Raw genomic sequence first — 24,331 nt, 5'->3', positions numbered from 1 at the left:
ATAAAGATATCTTTATATCCTTATTGACAGCAAGGCCGGGATGGTGTTGAACCAGCCTTGTCGAGGTTCCCCATCCCAGGCATGGCGATGGGGCTAAGACGGGAAGCCGGTGGTGTCCTTCGGGGCAGAATCCGGCGCTGCCCCCGCAACTGTAAGCGGCGAGCGGCGGTTCCATTTCGTGTCACGGGGCTTTGCAAGAGGCCCGGGAAGGCCGGAGCCACCGCGTTGACCCGTGAGCCAGGAGACCTGCCTCCGACGCCATAACGTTCCTCGGACGGGGGTTCCTCCGGTGGATCGCGCTTGACGCAAGGACCGGGGCGAACGCCCTCCGGGCCTGTCCACGCCTTGCGCGCTCTTCCTTGCCCCCTGCCCTCAAAAGCAGGTGAGTCATGACGAATAGCGGGTTCACATTCACGATACACAGCATCCCGTTCGACGAGGATTATCGTCCCGCCGACAGCACGCGCATCACGACCAATTTCGCCAATCTGGCCCGTGGAGAATGCCGCCAGGACAATCTTCGGGCGACGTTGGCGATGATCGACCACCGCTTCAACACACTGATCCCTTGGGACAATCCCGCCGGGGATCGCTATACGGTCGAACTCCGGATCATCTCCGCCGCGATCAGGGTCGGCGCCGACGAACGGGGCGAATCCTTTCCGCTGATCGAAATCCTGCACACGGGCATCATCGACCGGAGCAACGGCGAACGCATCGACGGGATCGTCGGCAACAACTTCTCATCCTATGTCCGGGATTATGATTTCAGCATCCTGCTGCCGAACCATCTCGCGCTGGGCGGCGATGGCGGGACGCCGGACCGCTTCGGCGACCTGCACGGCAATCTGTTCAAGCATTTCCTGCAATCCAGCGCCTATCAGGATCATTTCAGAAAGCCCCCGGTCATCTGCCTGAGCGTATCGAGCAAAGAGACCTATCACCGGACGGCGAACATCCATCCCATTCTTGGCGTCGAGTACAGGAACGACAGATTCTCGCGCACCGACCAGTATTTCGAGAAGATGGGAATGACGGTGCGGTATTTCATGCCGCCGTACAGCGTTGCGCCCCTGGCCTTCTACCATATCGGCGACCTGCTCAACGACTATAGCAATATCGAGCTGGCCAGCACGATCAGCACGATGGAAACCTTCCAGAAGATCTACCGGCCCGAAATATACAATGCCAATTCGGTCGCCAGCGCGCATTACCGGCCCAGCCTGAACTATCAGGACCATTCCCTGACCCGCATCGTCTATGATCGCGAGGAGCGCAGCAGGCTGGCCGTCGCGCAGGGGAAATTTGCCGAGGCGCATTTCATCAGGCCGCATGGCGCGATGCTCGAACGCTGGTCCGCGACCTGCGGCCTCTGATCTGCACGAACGACACAAGGTATTGCATCATGACGATATTGTTGCCGACGACGACCACGGGCAGCCTGCCAAAGCCGTCCTGGCTCGCCCAACCCGAAACGCTCTGGTCGCCCTGGAAACTGGACGGCGAAGAACTGGTCGCGGGCAAGCAGGACGCGCTGCGCCTGGCGGTGGACGATCAACGGCAGGCCAGCATCACGATCATCGGCGACGGCGAACAGACACGCCAGCATTTCGTCACCACGTTCATCGAGCATCTGAGCGGCGTCGATTTCGCGAAGCGCGAGACAGTACGCATCCGCAACCGCTATGATGCCAGCGTCCCGACGGTCGTCGGTGCCGTCGCGCGTCCGCGCCCGGTCTTTGTCGAGGATGCCCGCTTCCTGCGCGCGCAGACCGATCAGCCGATCAAATGGACCCTGCCCGGCCCGATGACGATGATCGATACGCTCTACGACGCCCATTACCGGAGCCGCGAGAAGCTGGCCTGGGAATTCGCCAGGATCCTGAATGAGGAAGCCCGGGAATTGGAAGCCGTCGGCGTCGACATCATCCAGTTCGACGAGCCCGCATTCAACGTCTTCTTCGACGAGGCCAACGACTGGGGAATCGCGACGCTGGAAAAAGCGGCCGAAGGGCTCCGGGCCGAAACCGCCGTGCACATCTGCTATGGCTATGGCATCAAGGCCAACACCGACTGGAAGAAGACGCTCGGCGCCGAATGGCGGCACTATGAGCAGACCTTCCCCAGGCTGCGAAAGTCCAGCATCGATATCATCTCGCTCGAATGCCAGAATTCCCGCGTTCCGATGGATCTGATCGAACTCATTCGCGGCAAGAAGGTGATGGTCGGCGCGATCGACGTGGCCACCAGCATCGTCGAGACGCCGGAGCAGGTCGCCGACACGCTGCGCCAGGCGCTGCGGTACGTCGATGCCGACAAGCTCTATCCCGCCACCAACTGCGGCATGGCCCCCCTCCCCCGCGCCGTCGCGCGCGGCAAGCTGGAGGCCCTGGCCGCCGGGGCAGCGATCGTCCGCGGCGAACTGGCGGCCTGACCCACCGGGCAGAACCGCGCGATCGGGGAGTGCGAATGTCCGTCACGGCACCCGCACTCCCCCGTTCCATCAGGGCCTTGGCAACGCGTCGGGAACGATCGTCCGGACGATCGAGGCATCCAGCGCCTCATAATCGTGCAGCCCGATCACGTCGTATAGTTCGGCCCGCGTCTGCATCCGCTCGACCATGTTGTGCGTACCGCCGTCGCGTCGGATCGCCGCGTACAGTTCGGCCTGCGCCTTGTTCGCCACGCGTAGCGAGGATACCGGCCAGATCACCATCTTGTAGCCCATCGCCTCGAACGCATCGGCGGTGAAGAACGGGGTCTTGCCGAACTCGGTCATGTTCGCCAGCAGCGGCACGCCGGGCATCGCGGCGGCGAACGCCTCGAACATCTCGCGGCTGGTCAGTCCTTCCGGGAAGATGGCATCCGCACCCGCGTCGACATAGGCGCGGGCGCGCTGGACCGCGGCATCGAAGCCGTCGACCCCGACCGCATCGGTGCGCGCGACGATCACCAGGTCGCGCGCCGCCTTTCGGGCCGCTGCCACCTTGGCCGCCATATCGGCGGTCGGGACCAGGCTCTTGCCGTTCAGATGGCCGCATTTCTTGGGCAGGACCTGGTCTTCGAGATGAACCGCGCCCGCGCCCGCCTCCTCGAAGGTCCGCACCATGTGCATCACGTTGAGCGCCTCGCCATAGCCCGTATCGCCATCGACCAGCAGCGGCAGCGCGGCCGACCTCGCGATCTGGCGAATGAAAAAGGCCACTTCGTCGACGGTGATGATGCCCAGATCGGGCAACCCCATCGAGGCGGTCATCGCCGCGCCCGACAGGTACAGCCCGTCAAACCCGGCATTGCGGGCCTGGATGGCGGACTGGCCATTATGAGCGCCGGGCAGGCGATAGATGCCCGGTCGCGACAAAGCGGCGCGGAACCGCTTGCCGGCGGATTCGGTCGGATGCCCGGCGGCAACGAGATACGGCACGGCAGGATACTCCTTCAGGCTGCGAGATGGTCGCCGCGCGCGGCGAGCGGCACCCAGGCGAGGTCTTCGGGCCCGGTATAATGGGCCGACGGACGGATGATCTTGTTGTCCTGCCGCTGTTCGATGACGTGCGCGGCCCATCCGCTGGTGCGCGCGATGACGAACAGTGGCGTGAACATCGCGGTCGGCACGCCCATCAGATTATAGGACACGGCCGAGAACCAATCGAGATTGGGGAACATCGCCTTGGCGTCCCACATCACCTCCTCGATCCGCGCGGCGACGGCGAACTGGCGCTGGGCTCCCGCCTCGTCGGCCAGGGTCTTGGCCACCCGCTTGATGACGATGTTGCGCGGGTCCGCCACGGTATAGACCGGGTGGCCGAAGCCGATCACGACCTCCTTCGCCGCGACCCGCCGGCGGATGTCCGCCTCCGCCTCGTCGGGGGTGGCGTAGCGTTTCTGGATCTCATAGGCGACCTCGTTCGCGCCGCCATGCTTGGGCCCGCGCAACGCGCCGATCGCACCGGCGACCGCCGAATACATGTCCGACCCGGTGCCCGCGATCACCCGCGCGGTGAATGTCGAGGCGTTGAATTCATGCTCGGCATACAGGATGAGCGAGGTGTGCATGGCGCGCGCGAAGCTGGCCGATGGCGCTTCGCCATGCAGCAGATGGAGGAAATGGCCACCGATGCTGTCATCGTCGGTCTCCACCTCGATCCGGCGGCCATGATGCGCGAAGTGATACCAGTAGAGCAGGATCGAGCCGAGCGAGGCCATCAGCCGGTCGGCGATGTCGCGCGCGTCGGCGACATTGTGATCGCGCGCTTCGGGCAGCACGCAGCCAAGCGCCGACACGCCCGAGCGCATCACATCCATCGGGTGCGCGGCGGCGGGGATCGCTTCCAGCGCGCCCTTCACCGAACGCGGCAGCCCGCGCAGCCCGCGCAGCTTCTTCTTATACGCCGCGAGTTGCGCCGCGGTCGGCAGCGTGCCGTGGACCAGCAGATGGGCGATTTCCTCGAACTCGCTCGTCTCGGCGAAATCGAGAATGTCATAGCCGCGATAATGAAGGTCATTGCCCGTCCGGCCGACGGTGCAGAGTGCCGTGGTCCCGGCGGTCACGCCGGACAGCGCCACGGATTTCTTGGGCTTGAAGGTTGGGACGTCGTTCATCGGCTCTTATCCTCTCAGCAATTGTCACGCGGCACGTGGACATGACCGTCCATCAACACCCGCGCGCTTCGGCTCATGATCGCGCTGGCGATGGTCCATCGACCGTCGGTTCGCCGGGCTTCGGCCCCCACCCGCAAGGTGCCGGAGGGGTGGCCGAAGCGGATGGTGGCGCGCTCGCCACCGCCCGCCGCCCTGTTGACCAGGGTGCCGGGGACCACAGCGGCGGCGGCGATCGCGACCGACGCCGTGCCCATCATCGCGTGGTGCAGCTTGCCCATCGACAGCGCGCGGACCAGCAGGTCGATCTCGCTCGCCAGCACTTCCCGGCCGCTCGCCGTGCGGTGATCGATCGGCGGCGCGACGAACGCGATCGCGGGGGCGCGCGCCGTCCGGGCGATGCCCATCGCATCGGCGCCCGCGGCGCGCAGCGCCTCGAAACGGGCGAGCGCGGGCGCATCGCCGTTGATCGCGTCGCGAAGCTCGGCGCCGGTATAGCCCAGATCCTCCGCATCGACGAAGACGGTCGGAACCCCGGCATTGATGAGCGTCGCGCGGATCGTGCCGCCCGCGACCACATCCTCCGCGACCGTCAGCATGTCGACGGGATGGCCGGTGGGGAACAGCGCATCCGAACCATCGGCGGGATCGATGAACTCCAGCACGATCTCCGCCGCCGGAAAGGCGACGCCATCCAGTTCGAAATCGCCGGTCTCGACCAGCTTGCCGTCGGCGACGGGCACATGGGCGACGATCGTCTTGCCGATATTGGCCTGCCAGATGCGCACGGTGCAGAGCCCGTCGATGGCGCGCGCCGCATCGACATAGCCCGCCTGGATGGCGAAGCCGCCGACCGCCGCCGACAGGTTCCCGCAATTGCTCGACCAGTCGACCGCACCGCTGTCGATCGCGACCTGTCCGTAGAGATAATCGACATCATGGCCGACACGTGTCGCGGGCGAGACGATCACGCACTTGCTGGTGCTCGACGTCGCGCCGCCCATCCCGTCGATCTGCGCGCCATAGGGGTCGGGACTGCCGATGACGCGCCGGAACAGCCGGTCGCGGGCATCGCCCGGTTCCCGTGCCGGTTCGGGAAGGTCTTCCAGCCGGAAGAACACGCCCTTGCTCGTACCGCCGCGCATATAGGTGGCGGGGATGCGAAGCTGCGACGTCATGCCGCCGCACGCGATGCGAGAAAGTCCTGCGCGAAGCGTTGCAGGACACCGCCAGCGTCGTAGATCGACACCTCCTCGGCGGTGTCCAGCCGGCACAGGACCGGGATTTCGGCCGTCGTCCCGTCCGCCCGGTGGACGACCAGGTGCAGTTCGGCGCGGGCGCCGGGCACACCCACGACATCAAAGATCTCGGTGCCGTCCAGCCCCAGGGTGAGGCGGGTGGTGCCGGGCAGGAACTCCAGCGGCAGCACGCCCATGCCGATAAGGTTGGTGCGGTGGATGCGCTCGAAGCCCTCGGCGACGATCGCCTCGACCCCCGCGAGCCGGACGCCCTTGGCCGCCCAGTCCCGTGACGAGCCCTGCCCGTAATCGGCGCCGGCAACGATGATGAGCGGCTGCCCGCGACCCAGATAGGTCTCGATCGCCTCCCACATGCGAATGACGGTCCCGTCCGGCTCGAGTCGTGCGAGGCTGCCCCTCTGCACCGCGCCGTCCACCACCGCCATTTCGTTGACGAGTTGCGGGTTGGCGAAGGTCGCGCGCATCGCGGTCAGATGATCGCCGCGATGCGTGGCGTAGGAGTTATAATCCTCCTCCGGCACCCCCATCGCGGTCAGATACTCGCCCGCCGCGCTGGTCGGCAGGATCGCGTTGGACGGCGACAGGTGGTCGGTGGTGATGTTGTCCGGCAGGATCGCGAGCGGCCGCATGCCCCGCAGCGTTCGCGGGCTGGCGGCAAGCGCGCCCAGCCCCTTGGTGTCCCAATAAGGCGGCCTGCGGATATAGGTCGAACGCGGACGCCAGTCGTAGAGCGGACGAACCGGCGCATTGCCGTCAGGCACGCGCGCGAACATCGGTTCATAGACGTCGCGAAACTGGTCGGCCTTCACATGCGCGCCGACGATCGCGTCGATCTCCGCGTCGCTCGGCCACAGATCCGCCAGCTTTATCTCGCGACCCTCGGGCGTCACGCCCAGCACGTCCTTCTCGATGTCGAGGCGGATCGTGCCCGCAATGGCATAAGCGACGACCAGCGGCGGCGAGGCGAGGAACGCCTGCCTGGCATAGGGGTGGATACGCCCGTCGAAGTTGCGATTCCCCGACAGCACCGCCGTGGTGTAGAGGTCGCGCGCGACGATCTCGCGCTGGATGGCGGGATCGAGCGCGCCCGACATGCCGTTGCAGGTGGTGCAGGCAAAGCCGACAATGCCGAAGCCGAGCCGCTCCAGCTCGCCCAGCAGCCCCGCTTCCTCCAGATACAGGCGCGGCACCCGCGATCCGGGGGCGAAGCTCGTCTTGACCCAGGGCTTGCGCGTCAGGCCGAACGCATTGGCCCGCCGCGCCACCAGCCCGGCGGCGACGACGTTGCGCGGGTTCGACGTGTTGGTGCAACTGGTGATCGCCGCGATGATGACCGCGCCATCGGGCAACAGCCCCGCCCGCTCCTGGGCCAGCGCGCCGTCGAGGCCGGTCGCGATGCCACGCGTGTGCAGCGCGGCGGTGGGCAGCCGCCGGTGCGGGTTCGACGGGCCGGCGAGATTGCGCTCGACGCCGCTCAGGTCGAATGCCAGCACGCGCTCATATCGCGCGGTCGCCAGCGCATCGGCCCAAAGCCCGGTGGCCTTCGCATAGGTCTCGACCAGCGCGACATGCTCGGGCGCCCGGTTGGTCAGCAACAGATAGTCGATCGTCTGCCGGTCGATATAGAACATCGCCGCGGTCGCCCCATATTCGGGGCACATGTTGGAGATCGTCGCCCGATCACCGATCGTCAGGCTCTCCGCGCCGGGGCCGAAAAACTCCAGCCACGCACCGACCACACGCTCCTTGCGCAGGAACTCGGTCAGGGCGAGGACGATGTCGGTCGCGGTGATCCCCTCCTGCCGACGCCCGGTCAGGCGCACGCCGACGATATCGGGCAGCCGCATCATCGACGGGCGGCCGAGCATCACCGTCTCCGCCTCGAGGCCGCCGACCCCCACCGCGATCACGCCCAGCGCGTCGATATGCGGCGTATGGCTGTCGGTGCCGACGCAGGTGTCGGGATAGGCGACCCCGTCCTGCACCTGGATCACCGGCGACATCTTCTCCAGGTTGATCTGGTGCATGATGCCGTTGCCGGCTGGGACCACGTCGACATTGTCGAACGCGCGCTTGCTCCATTCGATGAAGTCGAAGCGATCCTCGTTGCGCCGATCCTCGATCGCGCGATTCCGGGCAAAGGCATCGGGCTCGAAGCCGCCATGCTCGACCGCCAGGCTATGGTCGACGATCAGCTGGGTCGGCACGACGGGATTGACCTTCGCGGGATCGCCGCCCTGATCGGCGATCGCATCCCGCAGGCCCGCCAGATCGACCAATGCGGTCTGGCCAAGAATGTCGTGGCAGACGACCCGCGCCGGATACCATGGAAAGTCGAGATCGCGACGGCGATCGGCGATCTGGATCAGGGCATCGGTCAACCGGTCGGCATCGCACCGACGGACCAGCTGCTCGGCCAGCACGCGCGCGACATAGGGAAGCGTGTCATAGGCACCGGGCCGAATGGCCTCGATCGCGGCGCGCGCGTCGAAATAGCTGAGCGCCGTCCCGTTCAGCGGGGTTCGGTAAGCATCGTTCATTGGATTCCCGGAGTCCATTGGGTGAGCCGCGCAGCGATCGAGGCGCTCGGGCGAGGAAAGGTCGCGAAGGTGAAGCGCCCCGCGGCCACCATGCAGTCGTGCCCCGCCCGGTCGCGCCCGGTGGCGAAGACCGCGATGACGGTGCCTTCATCGGTCCGGCTGACGCACGAAGCCCGGAAGACGATCGCATCCAGCTCGGCCCGAAGCTCGACGTCCTGGCACCGATGCAGCGCCACGCGCGCGCCCAGCACATCCCGCGCCCGCGCCGTCGCGGCGTCGAGGACGCGGTCGAGCAGGTCGGCACCTTGCAGTTGAGTGGTGGCAAGCATATTCGCATAATCCGCAAACACGGGCGCTTTCACAGGGCTGAAAGAGCAAAGTGATGCGAAGATAGAGCTGCAAATTTGCGAAGGTTGCGAAGATATGGTGGCGCGCAAGACATTCATGGGGGTCCGGCTGCGGCGGTTGCGCGAGGAGCGCAGGCTGAAGCAGGTGGAACTGGCCCAGGCGCTCCAGATCTCGCCCAGCTACCTGAACCAGCTCGAACAGAATCAGCGCCCGCTGACCGTCCCGATCCTGCTGAAGCTCAATGCCGCGTTCGGGGTCGATGTGCAGGTCTTCTCGGACGACGAGGAGGCGCGCCTCATGACCGATATTCGCGACGCGATCGCCGATGTCGAGGAAAGCGTGTCGCTCGCCGAACTGCGCGAACTGGCGGCGAACATGCCGGCGGTCGGGCGCACGCTGGTGGCGCTGCACCGCCGATACCGGGAGGCCCTGGAGCGCGGCGATGCGATGGCCGCCGAACTGGGCGAGGAATGGAGCGTCAGCGATCGGGCGAGGCAGCCCTTCGAGCAGGTCCGGGATTTCTTCTATGCGCGCCAGAACCATGTCGACGTGCTGGATGACGCAGCGGAACGGCTGTACCGCGACGCCCGGCTGACCCCGCGGACGATCCATGACGGCCTGATTACATGGCTGAAGCAGCGGCACGGGATCACGGTGCTGACGGATGTCGCAATCGCGCCCCGCCGCTTCGATCCCGCCGCACGGGCGCTTACCCTGTCGTCATCGCTCACACCCGGCCAGCGGGTCTTCCAGATGGCGACGCAACTCGCCTTCCTCGAACTGGACGACGCGCTCGACCGCCTGGTCGACAATGCGATCCTTGTCGACGCGGAGGCGCGACGCCTTGGCCGCATCGGGCTCGCCAATTACTTCGCGGGCGCGCTGGTCCTGCCCTATGCCGCGTTTCTCGCCGCCGCCCAGGCCGAGCGTTATGACATCGAACGCCTGGGCCGACGCTTCGGGGTCGGGTTCGAAACCGTATGCCACCGCCTGTCGACGCTCCAGCGGACCGGCGCGCGCGGCGTGCCCTTCTTCTTCGTCCGCGTCGATCGGGCCGGCAATATCTCGAAGCGCCAGTCGGCGACCGATTTCCACTTTTCGCGCGTCGGCGGCACCTGTCCGCTCTGGAACGTCTATGAGGCCTTTGCCCAGCCCGGCCGCGTGTTGCGCCAGGTCGCGCAGATGCCCGACGGGCGCAGCTATCTGTGGATCGCGAGAACAGTGACGAGCGGCCCCGATGGGTTTGGCGAGCCCGAAAAGCTGTTCGCGATCGGGCTCGGCTGCGACCTGCGCCATGCCGGCCACCTCGTCTATTCGCGCGGCCTCGACCTCGCCGATCCGAGCTTTGCGACGCCGATCGGGGCCGGGTGCAAGGTGTGCGAACGTCCCGCCTGTCCGCAGCGGGCCTTCCCGCCAATAGGCAGGCGGTTGGCCGTGGACGAGAATATCGCCGCGCCCGTGCCCTATCCCGTCGCCTGACCGACCGCCCGCGCGCGGCGACGCGCTGGGCCGGGGCGCCGCGACCGCTTCCACGTCCGCCGATCCAACTCTAAAGAGGGCCGGATCATGCCCGCCATTCCCGACCGCATTCTCGACAGTGCCGCCACCCTGATCCTCGAAAAGGGCATCGACCATGCCAGCCTGCGCGCCATCGCGGCGCGGGCGGACGTGTCGCTGGGCGCGATCGACCATCATTGGGGCGGGCGGCGCCATCTGCTCGACGCGGTGATCGCGCGCGCCGCCATCGATCATGCCGGCCTGGTCGCGCGCTGCCTGGACCATCTGCGCGCGTTCATCCCGCTCGCTCCATCGGTCGCCACCTCGGTCGCGCGGCGCTGGCTGACCGATGCGGAGCCGGTCGCGCGGCGCACCGCGCTGCTGGCCAGCGCCTTTCTGGCGCAGGATGCCCGCACCGGAATTCCCTCCGCCGGGCTGGTCGCGATCATCGAACAGGAACGTCGGCTGTGGCAGGCGCTGTTCGAGGGGCATCCCCAGGCCGAGCGCCATGGAACCGCCATGGCGGCGTATCTACGCGACGAGCGGCCCTTCGCGCTGCTGCTGGAGGATGATCCGCATTATCCGATCCTGCGCGACATCACGCTGCGGCGCGCGGCGTGCGATTTCCCCTGCGGCGCACCGGTCGACCCGGCCTTCGCCACAGTGGTCGCGGCGATTGCGGAAGGCACCCGGCCGGTCGCCGCACATCGCGCGCCCAAGACCGGAACGCGGGCCGCCGAACTGGCCGCGCACATCGCCTCGGTCATCGTGGAAGAAGGCACTGCGGCGGTCACCCATCGCCGGGTCGCGCAGGCCGCCGCTGCCCCACCCTCCAGCGTGGCGCATCACTTCCCGGGGCGGCGCGACCTGATCCAGGCGGGGGTGGACGCGCTGTACCTGCGCATGTGGCACGCCATCGCGCAGGAAGCCCCCAATCGCGACGATCATGGCCGCGCGGTGATCCGCCTGACCCATGACCTGGCCGTCGCCGCCCGGCACGAGCCCGCCTTTCGCCTGTTCGCGCATGACATGCGCCGCCGCCGCGCCGAGAATGTTCAGGCGCAGCTCGGCGCCGACGGCTTCGACCCCGCGACCGGCCAGGCGCTCATCATGGCGCTTCATGGCGAGATGCTGGCCGTACAAGCGTCCGGTAACACGCCGTGCAGCCCGCAGGAATGGCTCGCGCCCTACTGGACGGCCATCGCCAAAAAGTAACGGCATTGTCATCTGATTTACCATTGATTGTCACGAATCTCTCCTAGGAGCGCCCGGACGTACTCCGGGGGATTCACCATGCCGACACCCATCCTGTCGACCGACATCAAGAAACCGTACATTCGTTCTGTCCTTTTCGCCCTGCTCGCCTCAAGCGCGATCACCGGGACCGCACTGGCCCAGACCACGCCGCCCAGGGCGGGAGCCGAAAAGGCCGCCGCCGATCCCGACGATCAGGCCCCGCCCGCGACCGATATCGTCGTGACCGGCACCGCGACCGCACAGCGCAAGTTCGACGTCTCCTACGCCGTCACCTCGCTGTCGAACGCTGAGATCCGGCAGCTCGCCCCGCTCAGCTTCGCCGATCTGCTCAGCCAGGTACCCGGCGTCCTGTCCGAATCGACCGGCGGCGAAGTACAGAATGTCTATCGCCTGCGCGGCATTCCCAACGAGGGCGGGTTCCAGGCCTTTCACCAGGACGGGATGCCGATCTATCACGACAATGACGGCTTCTTCTTCAAGGGCGACGTGCTCAACCGCATCGACCTGATGACCAAGACGGTCGAGTTCGTGCGCGGCGGCCCGGCCCCGATCTTCGGCTCCAACGCCTCGGCCATCTACAACCAGATCACGGTGACCGGCACGCAGACGCCGCACGGCGCGGTGCAGGTGACGGCGGGCAATACCGACCTGTTCCGGCTCGACACGATGATGTCGGGGCCGATCGACAGCCGCACCACCTATGCCATGGGCGGCTTCGTGCGGCACCACCAGGGCTATCGTGACAACGGGTTCCCCAGCGACCGCGGCGGACAGTTCCGCATCAACCTGCGGCATGAGGCCGATTTCGGCACGCTGACCGTGTCGGGCCTGTATCTGAACGACCATAATGTCTTCTATCTGCCCGTCCCGATCGCTGATCCGCGCGATCCCTCGGTCTCGCTCAATCCCTTCATCGACTATTTCAACGGCACGATGAACACGCCGGTGCTGCGCAATGCGACGATGCGCTATGCGGTCCCGGGCGGCGCGCAGACGACCGAGCAACGCGATCTGGGCAATGGCCGCCACACGCAGATGTTCAGCGGCGGGATGAGCTATGAGGGCGATTTCGACGGCTGGCAGCCCTCGTTCAAGATGCGATTCACCAAGGGCAAGCTGAGCTTCGACGCGCTCTACTCGACCGCCAATCCATCGGACGCCAATGGTTTTGCGGCAAGCTACCTGACCCGCGCGGGCACCGCCTTCGGCCCTGTCGCGCGGCTGGGCTATGCGATCGGCGGCACGGGTGGCGCGCTGGTCTATGATCCCTATGCGGCATCCGGCCTGGTCATTGGCGGCCAGTATCGCGCGATCGAGGCCGACTTCTTCTCGGGCCAGGCCGATCTGCGGCTGACCAAGGCCTTTGAGACGCCCATCGGCCGCCACCAGCTGACCGTCGGGGCCTATGGCGCCAATTATGGCGACGATTTCCGCATGCGCTATCAGGATTATCTGTTCGAGGTCGCCTCGCGCCCGCGCACGCTGGACCTGTTCGCCTATGACGCCAATGGCCGCATCCTGGGGTCGGTGACCAAGGACGGGGTGCTGCGCTATTCGACCACCGTCCTTGGCGGCAAGTCCGACATCAACATGTACGCCTTCTACGGCAACGACAATTGGCAGGTCACCGACCGGCTGCGCATCGATGCGGGCATCCGGCACGAGAAATACGCGTTCCGTGGCTATGGCCTGCTCCAGGGGCAGAAGGACCTGGGCGACAGCACCACGCTGGCCGACGATGCGACCCGCTATTTCACCGGCGGGGTGAAGTATAATCCCTACGACATCTCGGTCACCAACTGGACCGTGGGCGGCGATTTCGACCTGACCGACCGGATCGGTTTTTACGGCCGCATCAGCCGGGAATCGCAGGTGCCGGGCGAAGGCATCGTCTATTCGGGTGCGGTGCCGGTCATCAACCGCGCCAACCAGTATGAGGCGGGGATCAAGATCGACTATCCGATCCTGTCGCTCTACCTGACCGGATTCTATACCAAGTTCGATCCGTACAACGCCTCGTTCGTCGCCTATAACCCGCAGACGGGACGCACCGACCAGTCGCTGACCTTCATCGGCACCGCGAAAACCAAGGGTGTGGAGATCGATGCGACGCTGCGCCCGGCGCCGTGGTTCCAGCTGGCCAGCGCCTTTACCTTCAGCGATCCGACGATCGGCAATCTGTTCAACGAAAAGGGCGCCAGCGCGGCCGCGGTCGAGGGCAACCAGCTGATCCGCCAGCCGAAGAATTACGGCAATATCCGCCCGACCTTCACCTTCCACAGCGGGGACACGACCATCGCGACCTATCTGCGCTGGAACTATGTCGGCCGCCGCTATGTCGACCTGTTCAACCGGACGCAGTTGCCCGCCTATGACACGCTGGCGGCGGGGATCACCATGTCCCGGCCGGGCTGGGAGGCGCAGATCGTCGGCGACAACATCACCAACGCGCATGGCCTGACCGAGGGGAATACCCGCACCGACACGCTGGCGGGCCAGGGATCGCCGAGCGCGATCTATGGACGGCCGCTGTTCGGACGCAACGTCCGTCTCGTCGTCACCAAGCGCTGGTAAAAACGATGGGGATGCTGTCGCGCACGATCGCCGCGGCGGGGGCTCTGGCCCTCGCCGCACCCCTTTTGTCCGGTGCCGCCGACGATCCGGCGGAACGGCTGCGGATCAACCAGATCCAGGTCGTCGGCACGCATAACAGCTATGCGCTGCCGATCGACGCGCGGGTGCTGGCGCTGGCCGCGCCGCAATTGCGCCGCATGGCCGAGACGATGACGAGCCGGATGACGCCGGAACAGCGCGCGGCGATGCTCGACGAGCATCCCGGCACGCTGACCGACCCGATCCAGGGCTTCGGCTATATCCAGCAGCCGATCGAGGCACAGTTGCAGAGCGGCGTGCGCAGCATCGAGCTGGACCTGCAACCCGATCCCAAGGGCGGGCTCTATGCCGACCCCGCCCCCTATCGCGCGCTGGCCGCCAAAGGCGCGCGCGACCTGCTGCCCATCTACGAGCGCGAGTTGCGCCAGCCGGGGCTGAAGGTCTTCCACGTCGCGGATTTCGATTTCCGCAGCCAATGCCCGACCTTTCGGTCCTGCCTGACGCTGTTGCGCCAATGGTCGGACGCCAATCCCGGCCATTCGCCGGTCTTCGTCCTGCTGGAGCCCAAGCTGATGGGGAGCGGCGCGATCGCGACCGCTCCGTTCGACGCCGCCGCCTTTGCCGAGGTCGATGCGACCATCACCGAACTGCTCGGCCACGAACGGGTGGTGACGCCCGACGATGTGCGCGGCGATGCCCCGACCCTGGAGGCCGCCGTGCTGGCACGGCACTGGCCGACGCTGGCACAGGCACGCGGCAAGTTCCTGTTCCTGTTCCTAGTGCCGGGGATGAATTTCCCGGCCTTCGCGCCCTATCTGGACGGGCATCGCTCGCTGGAGGGACGCATGGCGTTCGTGCAGGGCAAGCCCGGCATGCCACACACCGCGTTTCAGATGTTCGACAATGCGCTGACCCGGCGCGCCGAGATTCGCGAGGCGGTGAAGCGCGGCTATCTGGTCCGCACCCGCGCCGATATCGACACGGCGGATGCGCGCGCCAATGACGGGCGGCGGCGCGACGCGGCGCTCGCCTCGGGCGCGCAAATCGTCTCGACCGATTATCTCAGCGCGCCCAATGTCCATGGCAATGGCTATCACCTGCCGCCCTTTCAGACAGGCTGGCGCTGCAATGGAGAGACGGCGAAATGCTGAAGATGCTGATTCCGATCGCGATGATCGCCGCCGCCCCTGCCCCCACCACCCCTACCCCCGCCGCCGCGCCGCAGGACCGGGTGAGCACGCAGCTCGAAACCCGGCTCTTTCCGGGGCTGGCGCAGCGTATCGCCGCGCATCGCGCCGCGCTGGCCGCCGACCCCATGCTGCGCCGTCTGGCACAGGCACGGCGCGCGCGGCTGTCGGAAAGTTGCACCCCCATGCCCGCCTGTCTGCTCGACCGGCACAGCCTGACCGACGCGGAGATCGCCACGATCGATACCGCGCTGAACCGGCTGGCGCCCGTCGCCGACAAGGGGGCGTGGCGGCGCGAAGCGGCGGCGATCAACCGGATCGTCGCCGTCTATGGCAAGGGCGAGCCGCCGCGTTATCCCAGGATCGATGCGATGGCGCTCGATCCCGCCGCCCCCGAATTTCCCGCGCTGATCGCCACGCTCGACACCGTGACGGCAGGGACCGAGCCCGAAGCCATCACCGCGCCCTTGCGCTTCGCGGTCGGCCTGCTCGACCTCAACGACCGTGACGAGGCGATCCGGTTCGGGCCGGCGGAGAATGCCGCCGCCTTCGCCGCCGCGCACCGGACCGACTGGAGCAAGGCGCCCTATAGCGCGCTGATCGTGCCCGGTGCCGGACCGGATGACGCCAAGGTCGCGCTGAGTGCGGGCGGCAAGCTGCGCCTCGCGCTGGCGGCGGCGCGGTTCCGCGCCGGCGACGCGCCGTTCATCATCGTGTCCGGCGGCAACGTCCACCCCGATCGCACCCCGTATAACGAAGCGGTCGAGATGCGCCGCGCGCTGATCGAGCGGTTCGGCATTCCGGCGGAGCGCGTGGTGCTGGAACCCTATGCCCGCCACACCACCACCAATTTGCGCAACGCCGCGCGGCTGCTGGATGCGATGCGCGCCCCGGCCGCCAAGCCCGCGCTGATCGTCACCGATCGCTGGCAGAGCGCCTATATCGAGGGGACGCCCTTCGCCGCGCGCAACGCCGAGGAACTAGGGTATCAACCCGGTGTGCTGGGCGCGCGGGTGTCGCCGACCGCGCTGCCCTTCACATCCTCGCCCGCCTCGCTCGCGATCGACCCGCGCGATCCGCTCGACCCGTGAGGGCAGCGGTCGTCCCGCTTGCCCTGGCCTGCGCCGCCCCCGTCGCGGCGCAGACCAGGGCGGCGCCGATCGACCTCGTCGATCCGTTCGTCGGAACGCTGGCCGATTTCGGGCAGCTCTCGCCCGCCGCCGTCGCGCCGTTCGGCATGGTCCAGCTGGGACCGGATACCGATCCCGCCAATCATGCGGGTTACAATTATGCCGCACCACGCCTGCTCGGCTTTTCGCATACGCGGGCGGTCGGCGTGGGATGCGGCGGGGGCGGCGGCGATCTCATGATCGCGTTGCTGCCCGCCGGGATGACCGGCGGCGCGCCGATCGACAAGCATCACGAACGCGCGAGCCCGGGCCGCTACGCCGTCCGCTATGCCGACGGGATCGCGGCGGACATGACCGCGACGCGCGGCGGGGGCGTGTTGCGGCTGACCGTGCCGCGCGCCGGAGCCTATACGCTGCGGCTGGATGCCGGGCACGGCTATACCAAGCGGCTGGCGACCGAGTGGGTGACGCGGCGCGGCGACGATCTGCGCGCGGCGATGACCGCGGGTACGGTGTGCGATGCGGGCGTCTATCGCCTCTACAGCGCCAGCCGGATCACCGTGGACGGCCAGCCGCTGCGCCGCGACGCCGTGCTGGAGGGTAATGCCGCCACCTTCGCCCTGACGCTGCGCCCCGGCGCGGTGGTCGAGGTCCGCACCGGCCTGTCCTCGGTCGACAGCGCCGCCGCCGCCCAGGTGCGGATCGCCGAACTGGGCGAGCGGCCTTTCGCCGCGATCCTCGCACGCGCCCGCATGGCGTGGCGACAGGCGTTGGGCCATGTCGCCATCACCGCGCCGCGCGAGACTCGGGCACTGGTCTATACCGCGCTGTTCCGGGTGATGCAGACCCCGGTCGCGATCACCGATCCCGATGGGCGTTATCGGGGCAGCGACGGCCAGATCCACCGCTCCGCCCCCGGCCGGGCCCGCTATACGAGCTGGGCGCTATGGGACAATTACCGCACCCAATTGCCATTGCTGGCGTTGCTCGACCCGGCACGGTCCGCCGATATCGCCCGCTCGCTGGTCGCGCTTTATGGCGAAGGCAAGCGCCGCTGGTCGACGCCGACCGAGCCTTTCCTGACGGTGCGCACCGAACATGCGGGGATCGCGCTGCTCGATTTCCGGCGCAAGGGGATCACCGGCTTCGATGCGCGTGCCGCGCTGGCGGCCATGGCGGCCGAGAGCGCTACGCTGCAACGCGACACGCCCGACCAGCGGATCGAGGCGGCCTATGACGACTGGGCCGTGGCGGAACTGGCGAGCGATCTGGGCGAGAGGGCGATGGCCGACCGGTTCCGCGCCCGCGCGCTATCCTATCGCCCGCTTTGGCGCTCGGTGTTCGAGACGATGGGCACCGATGCCGATGTGGTGAAGGCGCGCGGCCTGTACCAGGGCACTTTGTGGCAGTATCGCTGGGCCCCGGTCTTCGATCTCGACTGGATGGTCGCGACGCTGGGCAAGCCGCGGTTCCTGGCGGAACTGGATCGCTTCTTCGCCGACGGGCTGTTCAACATGACCAACCAGCCCGACATGCAGGCACCCTGGCTCTATGCCGGGCTGGGCGAGCGGGATCGCACCGCCGCGCTGGTCCACCGGATCATGACCCGGCCGATCGACCATCCCTATACCAATGCGGGCAAGCGCGACGTGCCGTTTCACGGGCGAAGCTTCGCGCTGGCACCGCAGGGCTTTGCCGACGGTATGGACGACGATGCCGGGTCGATGACCGGCTGGTATGTCTTTGGCGCGCTGGGCCTCTATCCGCTGACACCGGGCCGCCCGCGCTATGCGATCGGCGTACCGCTGGTCGAGCGCGCGCGGATCGCGCTCTCCGGCGGCAAGACGCTGACCATCCGGCGCGCCGGGCCGGTCGACGGACGGATCCGGGCGGTGACATGGAACGGCCGGGCGATCGAGGGACCATGGCTGGCGCATGACCTGATCGCCCGGGGCGGCACCCTGCGGGTCGAAACCGGGCGGTAACCCACGGGATACCGCCCGGTCTGCTCAGATCACCAGCGCCGACCGATCCAGCTCGGCGACCGACTTCACGCCGGTCAGCGCCATCGCAACGCGCATCTCGCTTTCCATCAGCGAGAGGAGATTGGCGACCCCGGCTTCCCCGGCGGCGGCCAGCGCATAGATGTAGGCGCGGCCGATCAGCGTCATGTCCGCGCCCAGCGCCAGCATCCGCACGACGTCGAGCCCCGAGCGGATGCCCGAATCGACCAGGATCTTCAGTTCGCCCTTCACCGCATCGGCGATGGGGGGCAGCGCACGGGTGGTCGACAGCACCCCGTCGAGCTGACGCCCACCATGGTTGGACACGACGATCCCGTCCGCGCCGAACCGCACCGCATCGCGCGCGTCCTCGGGATCGAGAATGCCCTTGATGACCATCGAGCCCTTCCAGAAATCGCGAATCCATTCCAGGTCGCGCCAGGAGATGGAGGGGTCGAAATTGTCACCCAGCCAGCCGATATAATTCTCCAGCTTGGTCGGCTTGCCGCGATAGGTGGAGATGTTGCCCAGGTCGTGCGGACGCCCCCACAGGCCGACATTCCAGGCCCAATTGGGATGCACCGCCGCCTGCGCGAAGCGCCGCACCTTCGCATTGGGGCCCGACATGCCCGAATGCGCGTCGCGATAGCGGGCGCCCGGCACGGGCATGTCGACGGTGAAGATCAACGTCTTCACCCCCGCCGCCTGCGCCCGTTCCAGCGCGTCGCGCATGAAGCCGCGATCCTTCAGCACGTAAAGCTGGAACCAGATCGGCGCGCTGGACGCCTCCTGCACCTCCTTGATCGGGCACACCGACACGGTCGACAGGGTGAAGGGAATGCCCTTCGCCGCCGCCGCGCGCGCCGCCTGCACCTCGCCGCGCCGCGCATACATGCCGGTCAGCCCGACCGGGCTCAGCGCCACCGGCATGGCCATCCGCCTGCCGAACAGCTCGGTCTCCAGGCTCAGCGACGCGACGTCGCGCAATACCCGCTGGCGCAACGCCACGTCGGACAGGTCCTGGACATTGCGGCGCAGCGTGTGCTCGGCATAGGCGCCGCCGTCGATGTAATGGAACAGGAAGGGCGGCAGCCGCCGCCGCGCGGCTTCACGATAATCGGTGGTAGCGGAAATAATCATGGCGGCTCACTCAATCCTCTGCGGGCAAAGAAGGGGTATGGACGGCGCTGGCGCGGTTGCGGCGGGCTTCGTCCTCGTCGATCGCCTTCACCGTCTGCGCGACGAAGGCGAGGTGATCGTCCGAAGCGCGCCGCGCGGTGTCGGCGTCGCCCGCGACGATCGCACCGAGCAACAGTTCATGCTGTTCGGACAGCCGCTCGAACGTGCGCGGCACGGTATAAAGCTTGTCCAGGCTCTGCGAGATGCTGGCCTGCATCAGCCCGAACATGCTCGACATGACCGAACGTAGCACCGCATTGTGCGAGGCATCGGCGATGGCCAGGTGAAAGGCCGCGTCGCACCGCGCCTCCTCGGCCGCGTCGCCGTCGCCGTGCCGCTCGGCCATCGCGTCGAACCGTCGCCGAATATGGTCCAGGTCCTCCGGGCGGGCGCGCAGGGCCGCGTAATAGGCGGCCTGTCCTTCCAGCGCGTGACGCACCTCCATCACGTCATGGCCGAACCCCGGATTGGCGGCGACGACCGGCGCCAGCGGCTGGGCGATGGTCGCCTGCGCCCATTGGCTGGGAACGCCCCCGCCACCCTCCATCCGGACGCTGGGCGGCGCGGCGATGATGTTGCCGCCCTTGCGCAGGGTGATCCGCCCGCGCTCACCGAGCCGCATCAGCGCCTCGCGCAGGCTGTTACGCGACGCCCCCAGCATCTCGGCCAGCGCCCGCTCCGACGGCAGGCGTTCCCCGATCGCCAGCCCGCGTTCGGCAATCAGCGCCTCCACGGCCTGCTCGATCCGGTCGGTGACTCTCTGCGGACGGGTGGCGGAGTGCGTTGCCATCGTCAAAATCCTTGCTTTACTGTCCGTTGCTGCCGATCGGATCCGTCAGCATCGCCGCGTTCGGCCACGTCGATGCCATGCCGAAGCGCAAGTCCGGCCATCGGCTCCGCCGGAACCGTCACCATCCAGTTCCCCACGCGGCTCATGGGATCATCCATGGCAGCAGATAGGCCTGGATCGTCGTGATGACGCCGACCAGCGCCGCCAGCGCCAGGCTGTGCTTGACGGTGAAGCGGAACAGGTCCGATTCCCGACCCACCAGTCCGACCGCGGCGCAGGCGATGGCGATCGACTGGGGCGAGATCATCTTGCCGGTCACGCCGCCGGTGGTGTTGACCGCGACCAGCAGGACGTCGCTCACCCCGATCTGATGCGCGGTCGCCGCCTGCAATGACGAGAACAGCGCGTTAGCCGAAGTATCCGACCCGGTCAGGAACACCCCGAGCCAGCCGAGAAAGGGCGAGAAGAAGGTGAAGCCGTGGCCGGTCTGCGCCAGCATGAGCGCCAGGGTCGCCGACAGCCCGGAATAATTGGCGATGAAGGCGAAAGCCAGGACCATGCCGATCGAGTAGATCGGGATCAGCAACCCATTGACCGTGTCGGCAAAGGTCGCGACCGCCTTGGCCGGGCGCATCCCCAGGAACAGGATGGTCACGATCGCCGCGAACAGGATCGCGGTGCCGGTCGTGGAGAACCAGTCGAACTTGTAATCGGCGGCGAAGGGCGTGATCGCCTTCGTGATCGGCGGCAGCTTCAGCACCTGACCGTCCAGGAACGGCACGCCGATATGCACGACCATAGGCGCCAGCGGCCCGTCCTTGGCGAACAAAGCCTTGAACGGCGCGATGCTCCACACCGTGACGAACGCGGTCAGGATCAGGAAGGGCGACCAGGCACGGGCGATCTGTCCGGGCGTGCAGGCCTCGACCGGCGGGGTCTGGGAAGGTTGCGCCGCCGCGCCCTCGGCGGTCTCGAAGCGGAAGATCCGACGCGGCCTCCAGAAGCGCAGGAAGATGGGCAGCGCGATCAGCGTGGCCAGCGCCGCCGTGATGTCGGGCAGTTCGGGGCCGACATAATTGGCGGTGAAGAACTGGACGATCGCGAAGGAGCCACCCGCCACCAGGATGGCGGGCCAGGTCTCGCGCACGCCGCGCACGCCGTCCATGATGAGGATCAGCCAGAACGGCACCAGCATCGACAGCAGGGGCAACTGCCGCCCTGCCATCTGTCCGATATGGAACGGGTCGATGCCGGTGACCTGCCCGGCGACGATGATCGGAATGCCCATCGCGCCGAACGCCACCGGCGCGGTGTTGGCGATCAGGCAAAGCCCCGCGGCATAAAGCGGCCGAAAGCCCAGTCCCACCAGCAGCGAGGCGGTGATCGCCACCGGCGCGCCAAAGCCCGCCGCCCCTTCCAGAAACGCACCAAAGGCAAAGCCGACCAGCAGCAATTGCAACCGCTGATCCTCGGTCACCGACAGGATGGACCGCCGGATGATCTCGAACTGCCCGGTCTCGACCGATATCCTGTAGAGGAAGACCGCGCCGATGATGATCCAGGCGATCGGCCACAACCCGTAGAAAAAGCCGAACACCGCCGATGCCAGCGCCATGCGCACGGGCATGCCATAGAGTCCGATCGCAACGGCCAGCGCCAGCAGGACGGTCACGGTGCCGGCGACATAGCCCTTCAGCTTCAGGCGGGTAAGCGCCACGAAGAAGAAGAGAATCGGAATCGCGGCGACCAGGCTCGACAACCATAGATTGCCGAGCGGATCATAGACTTGGCTCCAACGCATCCCCATCCCTCTTTTTTTGGTAGTACCAAATTATCGACTCGATGGGTCCCTTTGCTCCTCCTCGTCGGAAAAAGTCAATTGGTCGCACCAAGTTTCCAATTTTGCACCTTCCCTGCCCCAAGGTCCGACGCATCGACATGTTTTGGTACTACCATTTTCGGCGATCGAGCTGCAGCAGAGGTTCGCCGCAGAAACTGCTCGGCGCACGCCATCGGCGCTGACTGTCCCATCAACAATGGCCAGGATTGACGGAAAGCCGACACCGGCATCGCCGGGCTCGGCAACCGATTTGCATGGGGTTCGGCTCATTGCGCCTGGACCGCGGTCAGGCGGTGGCAATCGAGAGACCGAAATTGCTCGACCGCGCGAAAGCACGCCAGCCGGCGCGGGTAGAGCTTGAGGATCGGGACATCCTCAAGTCACTGTGCCGAAGAAACGAAGAGGCCGTTCCAGTCGGCGATGACGGGCAGCAGACGCGCGCGCTCGGCCGACCTCAACGCGCCCGAGGGAAGGCCGCCCCGCCAATCACGGGCACCGAAAGCCGAAAAGCCCTCCCCCTATCGCGATGCCATCCGCCGCGCGAAATGCACCTCAACCGCGCGCAGCACGGCCTGGGCGATCCGCTCCTGCCCGTCCCTGCTGTTGAGGAACGCGGCGTCCTCCATGTTCGAGATATAGCCCGTCTCGAACAGGATCGACGGCATGTCCGGGGCCTTCAGCACCATCAGCGAGGCCATGCGGTGAAAGGCGGGTTTGACCGGGATCAGCGGTTGCGCCTCGCGGCCGAGCAGCCGGGCGAAACTGGCCGAATCGTTCATCGTCTCGCGCTGGGTCAGGTCGATCAGGATCGAAGACACCTCGCTGTTGCCGCCCAGATCGACGCCCGCGATCACGTCCGCCTTGTTCTCGCGCGCCGCCAGTCGAGCCGCTTCCTTGTCCGACGCGACATCGGACAGGGTATAGGCGGTCGCGCCACGCGCTTCGTCGGTACCCGCGCTGTCGCAATGGATCGAGATGAACAGATCGGCGTGCAGCCGCCGCGCGATATTATAGCGTTCGCGGTGAAGGATGTAGCGATCATCCTCGCGGGTCAGCGCCGCGCGCACCCGGCCGCTGGCGACCAGCGTGTCGCGGATCTGCTTCGCGATGGCCAGCGTGACGTCCTTCTCGCGCAACCCCGTCTGCGGATTGATCGCACCCGGATCGACGCCGCCATGGCCCGCATCGATCACCACCAGCGGCCGGTTATCCGCCCCCTTCACGCGCGGGAGCGGCAGCGCGCGGGTCGGCGCGGGAACGGCCACGGACAAAGTATAGGGTGCGCGCTTGCCAAAATGGAACGGAAAGATGTCGAGCGGGCCGGCGAAACCGGCCTCGCGATACTCCTTGTCCAACGGCTTGAGCGTCAGGGTCAGTTGCCGCCCTTCGTCATCGAAGCCGCCATCGAACAGCACCGCGTCCTGCGCCAGTTGCAGCGTCAGCCGGGTCACGCCCGGCGCCACCCGGCGCTGGATCAATTCACGCACCGGCCCATCGGGCAGGGTCGCCACGCCCGCGCCCGGCGACGCGCCGATCACGTCGACCGCCACGCGGCGCGGCTCGGCCAGCATCACGCTACGCGCGCGCTTCACCGGCGAATCGAACCGGATGATGACCTGCGCGCCGCGCACCACCAGCTTCTGCACCGTGGCGGCCAGCGCGGTGACCGGGGCGAACACCCCCAACAGGAACGTGAGCAGCATCAGCACGATGCGGCGTTCATGCCGCGCCGACCTGCGGCTGGTCCAGCGAAAAGCCATGTCCTCCAACCCTTGTAGGCGATCCGGGAGATCGACATCCGGGCGTAGGGCGGGCCGCGTCACGAGTGTGTTGCAAGGATTGATTAACCGTCCATTAGGCAATTTTTTGCCGGTTGGGCGGCAAGAGCCCGCCTGTTGCGCAAACGTTCCGACGGTGCTAGCAATCCTGTGGACCCCGGCCCCGATCACCTCTCCCAACGATCGGGGCGGGGCCATCCATCAAAGGGCCGGGAACGCGACTTTGTCTCGCGCCAGGGCCAATCAGGTTGACGCTCGCATGACGCATATGATCCACCCCGCAGACCGACCGGCCCGTGCCGGTGGGATCG

18 protein-coding genes and 1 riboswitch are annotated in these 24,331 nt (G+C 67.0%); of the genes, 8 read left to right on the top strand and 10 right to left on the bottom strand.

Going from position 1 to position 24,331, the window contains the following annotated elements:
• Positions 1-46 precede the first annotated feature (46 nt).
• Positions 47-268: riboswitch (cobalamin riboswitch) on the top strand.
• Between the two features lie 121 nt (positions 269-389).
• Positions 390-1,376, top strand: a complete 987-nt coding sequence (locus RN629_RS11725; protein WP_407035379.1) for a DUF1852 domain-containing protein — start codon at positions 390-392, stop codon at positions 1,374-1,376.
• Between the two features lie 29 nt (positions 1,377-1,405).
• A complete protein-coding gene (locus tag RN629_RS11720; protein WP_407035378.1) occupies positions 1,406-2,434 on the top strand; it encodes a methionine synthase in 1,029 nt (342 codons plus the stop codon).
• A gap of 69 nt (positions 2,435-2,503) precedes the next feature.
• Here the strand turns inward: RN629_RS11720 and prpB are convergent, their stop codons facing one another.
• The 5 genes from prpB to RN629_RS11695 are packed head-to-tail and all read right to left on the bottom strand — an operon-like array spanning position 2,504 to position 8,727.
• Positions 2,504-3,424 carry a methylisocitrate lyase gene (prpB, locus tag RN629_RS11715; protein WP_407035377.1) on the bottom strand — a complete coding sequence of 307 codons (921 nt, stop codon included), beginning with the start codon at positions 3,422-3,424 and terminating at the stop codon, positions 2,504-2,506.
• A 14-nt stretch (positions 3,425-3,438) separates the two neighbouring features.
• On the bottom strand, positions 3,439-4,602 hold the full coding sequence (gene prpC / locus RN629_RS11710) for a bifunctional 2-methylcitrate synthase/citrate synthase (RefSeq protein WP_407035376.1): 1,164 nt from the start codon (positions 4,600-4,602) through the stop codon (positions 3,439-3,441).
• A gap of 14 nt (positions 4,603-4,616) precedes the next feature.
• Positions 4,617-5,777 carry a 2-methylaconitate cis-trans isomerase PrpF gene (gene prpF / locus RN629_RS11705; protein WP_407035375.1) on the bottom strand — a complete coding sequence of 387 codons (1,161 nt, stop codon included), beginning with the start codon at positions 5,775-5,777 and terminating at the stop codon, positions 4,617-4,619.
• Positions 5,774-8,398, bottom strand: a complete 2,625-nt coding sequence (gene acnD / locus RN629_RS11700; protein ID WP_407035374.1) for a Fe/S-dependent 2-methylisocitrate dehydratase AcnD — start codon at positions 8,396-8,398, stop codon at positions 5,774-5,776. Before acnD ends, prpF begins: the two co-directional genes overlap by 4 nt.
• Positions 8,395-8,727, bottom strand: coding sequence for a hypothetical protein (locus tag RN629_RS11695; protein ID WP_407035373.1), 333 nt, complete (start codon positions 8,725-8,727; stop codon positions 8,395-8,397). Before RN629_RS11695 ends, acnD begins: the two co-directional genes overlap by 4 nt.
• 94 nt (positions 8,728-8,821) lie before the next feature.
• Between RN629_RS11695 and RN629_RS11690 the strand changes: the two genes are divergently transcribed.
• The 6 genes from RN629_RS11690 (at position 8,822) to RN629_RS11665 (ending at position 18,415) form a co-directional block, all read left to right on the top strand.
• Entirely contained in the window at positions 8,822-10,225 is a 1,404-nt protein-coding gene (locus RN629_RS11690; protein ID WP_407035372.1) for a short-chain fatty acyl-CoA regulator family protein, read from the top strand.
• Positions 10,226-10,312: 87 nt separating this feature from the next.
• Complete coding sequence (locus RN629_RS11685) at positions 10,313-11,458, top strand: TetR family transcriptional regulator (protein WP_407035371.1); 1,146 nt, start codon at positions 10,313-10,315, stop codon at positions 11,456-11,458.
• A 78-nt stretch (positions 11,459-11,536) separates the two neighbouring features.
• The gene (locus tag RN629_RS11680) at positions 11,537-14,074 is read left to right on the top strand and encodes a TonB-dependent receptor (protein ID WP_407035370.1); all 2,538 of its coding nucleotides are present in this window, start codon (positions 11,537-11,539) and stop codon (positions 14,072-14,074) included.
• An 11-nt stretch (positions 14,075-14,085) separates the two neighbouring features.
• Positions 14,086-15,264 carry a Ca2+-dependent phosphoinositide-specific phospholipase C gene (locus tag RN629_RS11675; RefSeq protein ID WP_407035369.1) on the top strand — a complete coding sequence of 393 codons (1,179 nt, stop codon included), beginning with the start codon at positions 14,086-14,088 and terminating at the stop codon, positions 15,262-15,264.
• Positions 15,258-16,391, top strand: coding sequence for a YdcF family protein (locus RN629_RS11670; RefSeq protein ID WP_407035368.1), 1,134 nt, complete (start codon positions 15,258-15,260; stop codon positions 16,389-16,391). Before RN629_RS11675 ends, RN629_RS11670 begins: the two co-directional genes overlap by 7 nt.
• The gene (locus tag RN629_RS11665; protein WP_407035367.1) at positions 16,388-18,415 is read left to right on the top strand and encodes a glycoside hydrolase domain-containing protein; all 2,028 of its coding nucleotides are present in this window, start codon (positions 16,388-16,390) and stop codon (positions 18,413-18,415) included. Before RN629_RS11670 ends, RN629_RS11665 begins: the two co-directional genes overlap by 4 nt.
• Before the next feature lie 24 nt (positions 18,416-18,439).
• Here RN629_RS11665 and lldD read toward each other — a convergent pair whose 3' ends face one another.
• The 5 genes from lldD to RN629_RS11640 form a co-directional block, all read right to left on the bottom strand.
• The gene (gene lldD, locus RN629_RS11660; protein WP_407035366.1) at positions 18,440-19,573 is read right to left on the bottom strand and encodes an FMN-dependent L-lactate dehydrogenase LldD; all 1,134 of its coding nucleotides are present in this window, start codon (positions 19,571-19,573) and stop codon (positions 18,440-18,442) included.
• 10 nt (positions 19,574-19,583) lie between these two features.
• Positions 19,584-20,402, bottom strand: a complete 819-nt coding sequence (locus tag RN629_RS11655; protein ID WP_407035365.1) for an FCD domain-containing protein — start codon at positions 20,400-20,402, stop codon at positions 19,584-19,586.
• A gap of 2 nt (positions 20,403-20,404) precedes the next feature.
• Positions 20,405-20,548 carry a hypothetical protein gene (locus RN629_RS11650; protein ID WP_407035364.1) on the bottom strand — a complete coding sequence of 48 codons (144 nt, stop codon included), beginning with the start codon at positions 20,546-20,548 and terminating at the stop codon, positions 20,405-20,407.
• Positions 20,545-22,203 carry an L-lactate permease gene (lldP, locus tag RN629_RS11645; protein WP_407035363.1) on the bottom strand — a complete coding sequence of 553 codons (1,659 nt, stop codon included), beginning with the start codon at positions 22,201-22,203 and terminating at the stop codon, positions 20,545-20,547. Before lldP ends, RN629_RS11650 begins: the two co-directional genes overlap by 4 nt.
• Positions 22,204-22,760: 557 nt before the next feature.
• Positions 22,761-24,002, bottom strand: a complete 1,242-nt coding sequence (locus RN629_RS11640) for an N-acetylmuramoyl-L-alanine amidase (RefSeq protein ID WP_407035362.1) — start codon at positions 24,000-24,002, stop codon at positions 22,761-22,763.
• Positions 24,003-24,331 lie beyond the last annotated feature (329 nt).

Source organism: Facivitalis istanbulensis (assembly GCF_040560405.1).
Classification (GTDB): Bacteria; Pseudomonadota; Alphaproteobacteria; order Sphingomonadales; family Sphingomonadaceae; genus Sphingomonas; species Sphingomonas istanbulensis.
The sequence above is the reverse complement of the archived record's forward strand: the minus strand, read 5'-3'. Positions and strand labels throughout refer to the sequence as shown.

Excerpts from the sequence above, each read along its gene's own strand:
- RN629_RS11725 (WP_407035379.1), top strand. The coding sequence starts at position 390 with ATGACGAATAGCGGGTTCACATTCACGATACACAGCATCCCGTTCGAC.
- RN629_RS11720 (WP_407035378.1), top strand. The coding sequence starts at position 1,406 with ATGACGATATTGTTGCCGACGACGACCACGGGCAGCCTGCCAAAGCCG.
- prpC (WP_407035376.1), bottom strand. The coding sequence starts at position 4,602 with ATGAACGACGTCCCAACCTTCAAGCCCAAGAAATCCGTGGCGCTGTCC.
- prpF (WP_407035375.1), bottom strand. The coding sequence starts at position 5,777 with ATGACGTCGCAGCTTCGCATCCCCGCCACCTATATGCGCGGCGGTACG.
- acnD (WP_407035374.1), bottom strand. The coding sequence starts at position 8,398 with ATGAACGATGCTTACCGAACCCCGCTGAACGGGACGGCGCTCAGCTAT.
- RN629_RS11695 (WP_407035373.1), bottom strand. The coding sequence starts at position 8,727 with ATGCTTGCCACCACTCAACTGCAAGGTGCCGACCTGCTCGACCGCGTC.
- RN629_RS11690 (WP_407035372.1), top strand. The coding sequence starts at position 8,822 with ATGGTGGCGCGCAAGACATTCATGGGGGTCCGGCTGCGGCGGTTGCGC.
- RN629_RS11685 (WP_407035371.1), top strand. The coding sequence starts at position 10,313 with ATGCCCGCCATTCCCGACCGCATTCTCGACAGTGCCGCCACCCTGATC.
- RN629_RS11680 (WP_407035370.1), top strand. The coding sequence starts at position 11,537 with ATGCCGACACCCATCCTGTCGACCGACATCAAGAAACCGTACATTCGT.
- RN629_RS11675 (WP_407035369.1), top strand. The coding sequence starts at position 14,086 with ATGCTGTCGCGCACGATCGCCGCGGCGGGGGCTCTGGCCCTCGCCGCA.
- RN629_RS11670 (WP_407035368.1), top strand. The coding sequence starts at position 15,258 with ATGCTGAAGATGCTGATTCCGATCGCGATGATCGCCGCCGCCCCTGCC.
- lldD (WP_407035366.1), bottom strand. The coding sequence starts at position 19,573 with ATGATTATTTCCGCTACCACCGATTATCGTGAAGCCGCGCGGCGGCGG.
- RN629_RS11655 (WP_407035365.1), bottom strand. The coding sequence starts at position 20,402 with ATGGCAACGCACTCCGCCACCCGTCCGCAGAGAGTCACCGACCGGATC.
- RN629_RS11650 (WP_407035364.1), bottom strand. The coding sequence starts at position 20,548 with ATGAGCCGCGTGGGGAACTGGATGGTGACGGTTCCGGCGGAGCCGATG.
- lldP (WP_407035363.1), bottom strand. The coding sequence starts at position 22,203 with ATGCGTTGGAGCCAAGTCTATGATCCGCTCGGCAATCTATGGTTGTCG.
- RN629_RS11640 (WP_407035362.1), bottom strand. The coding sequence starts at position 24,002 with ATGGCTTTTCGCTGGACCAGCCGCAGGTCGGCGCGGCATGAACGCCGC.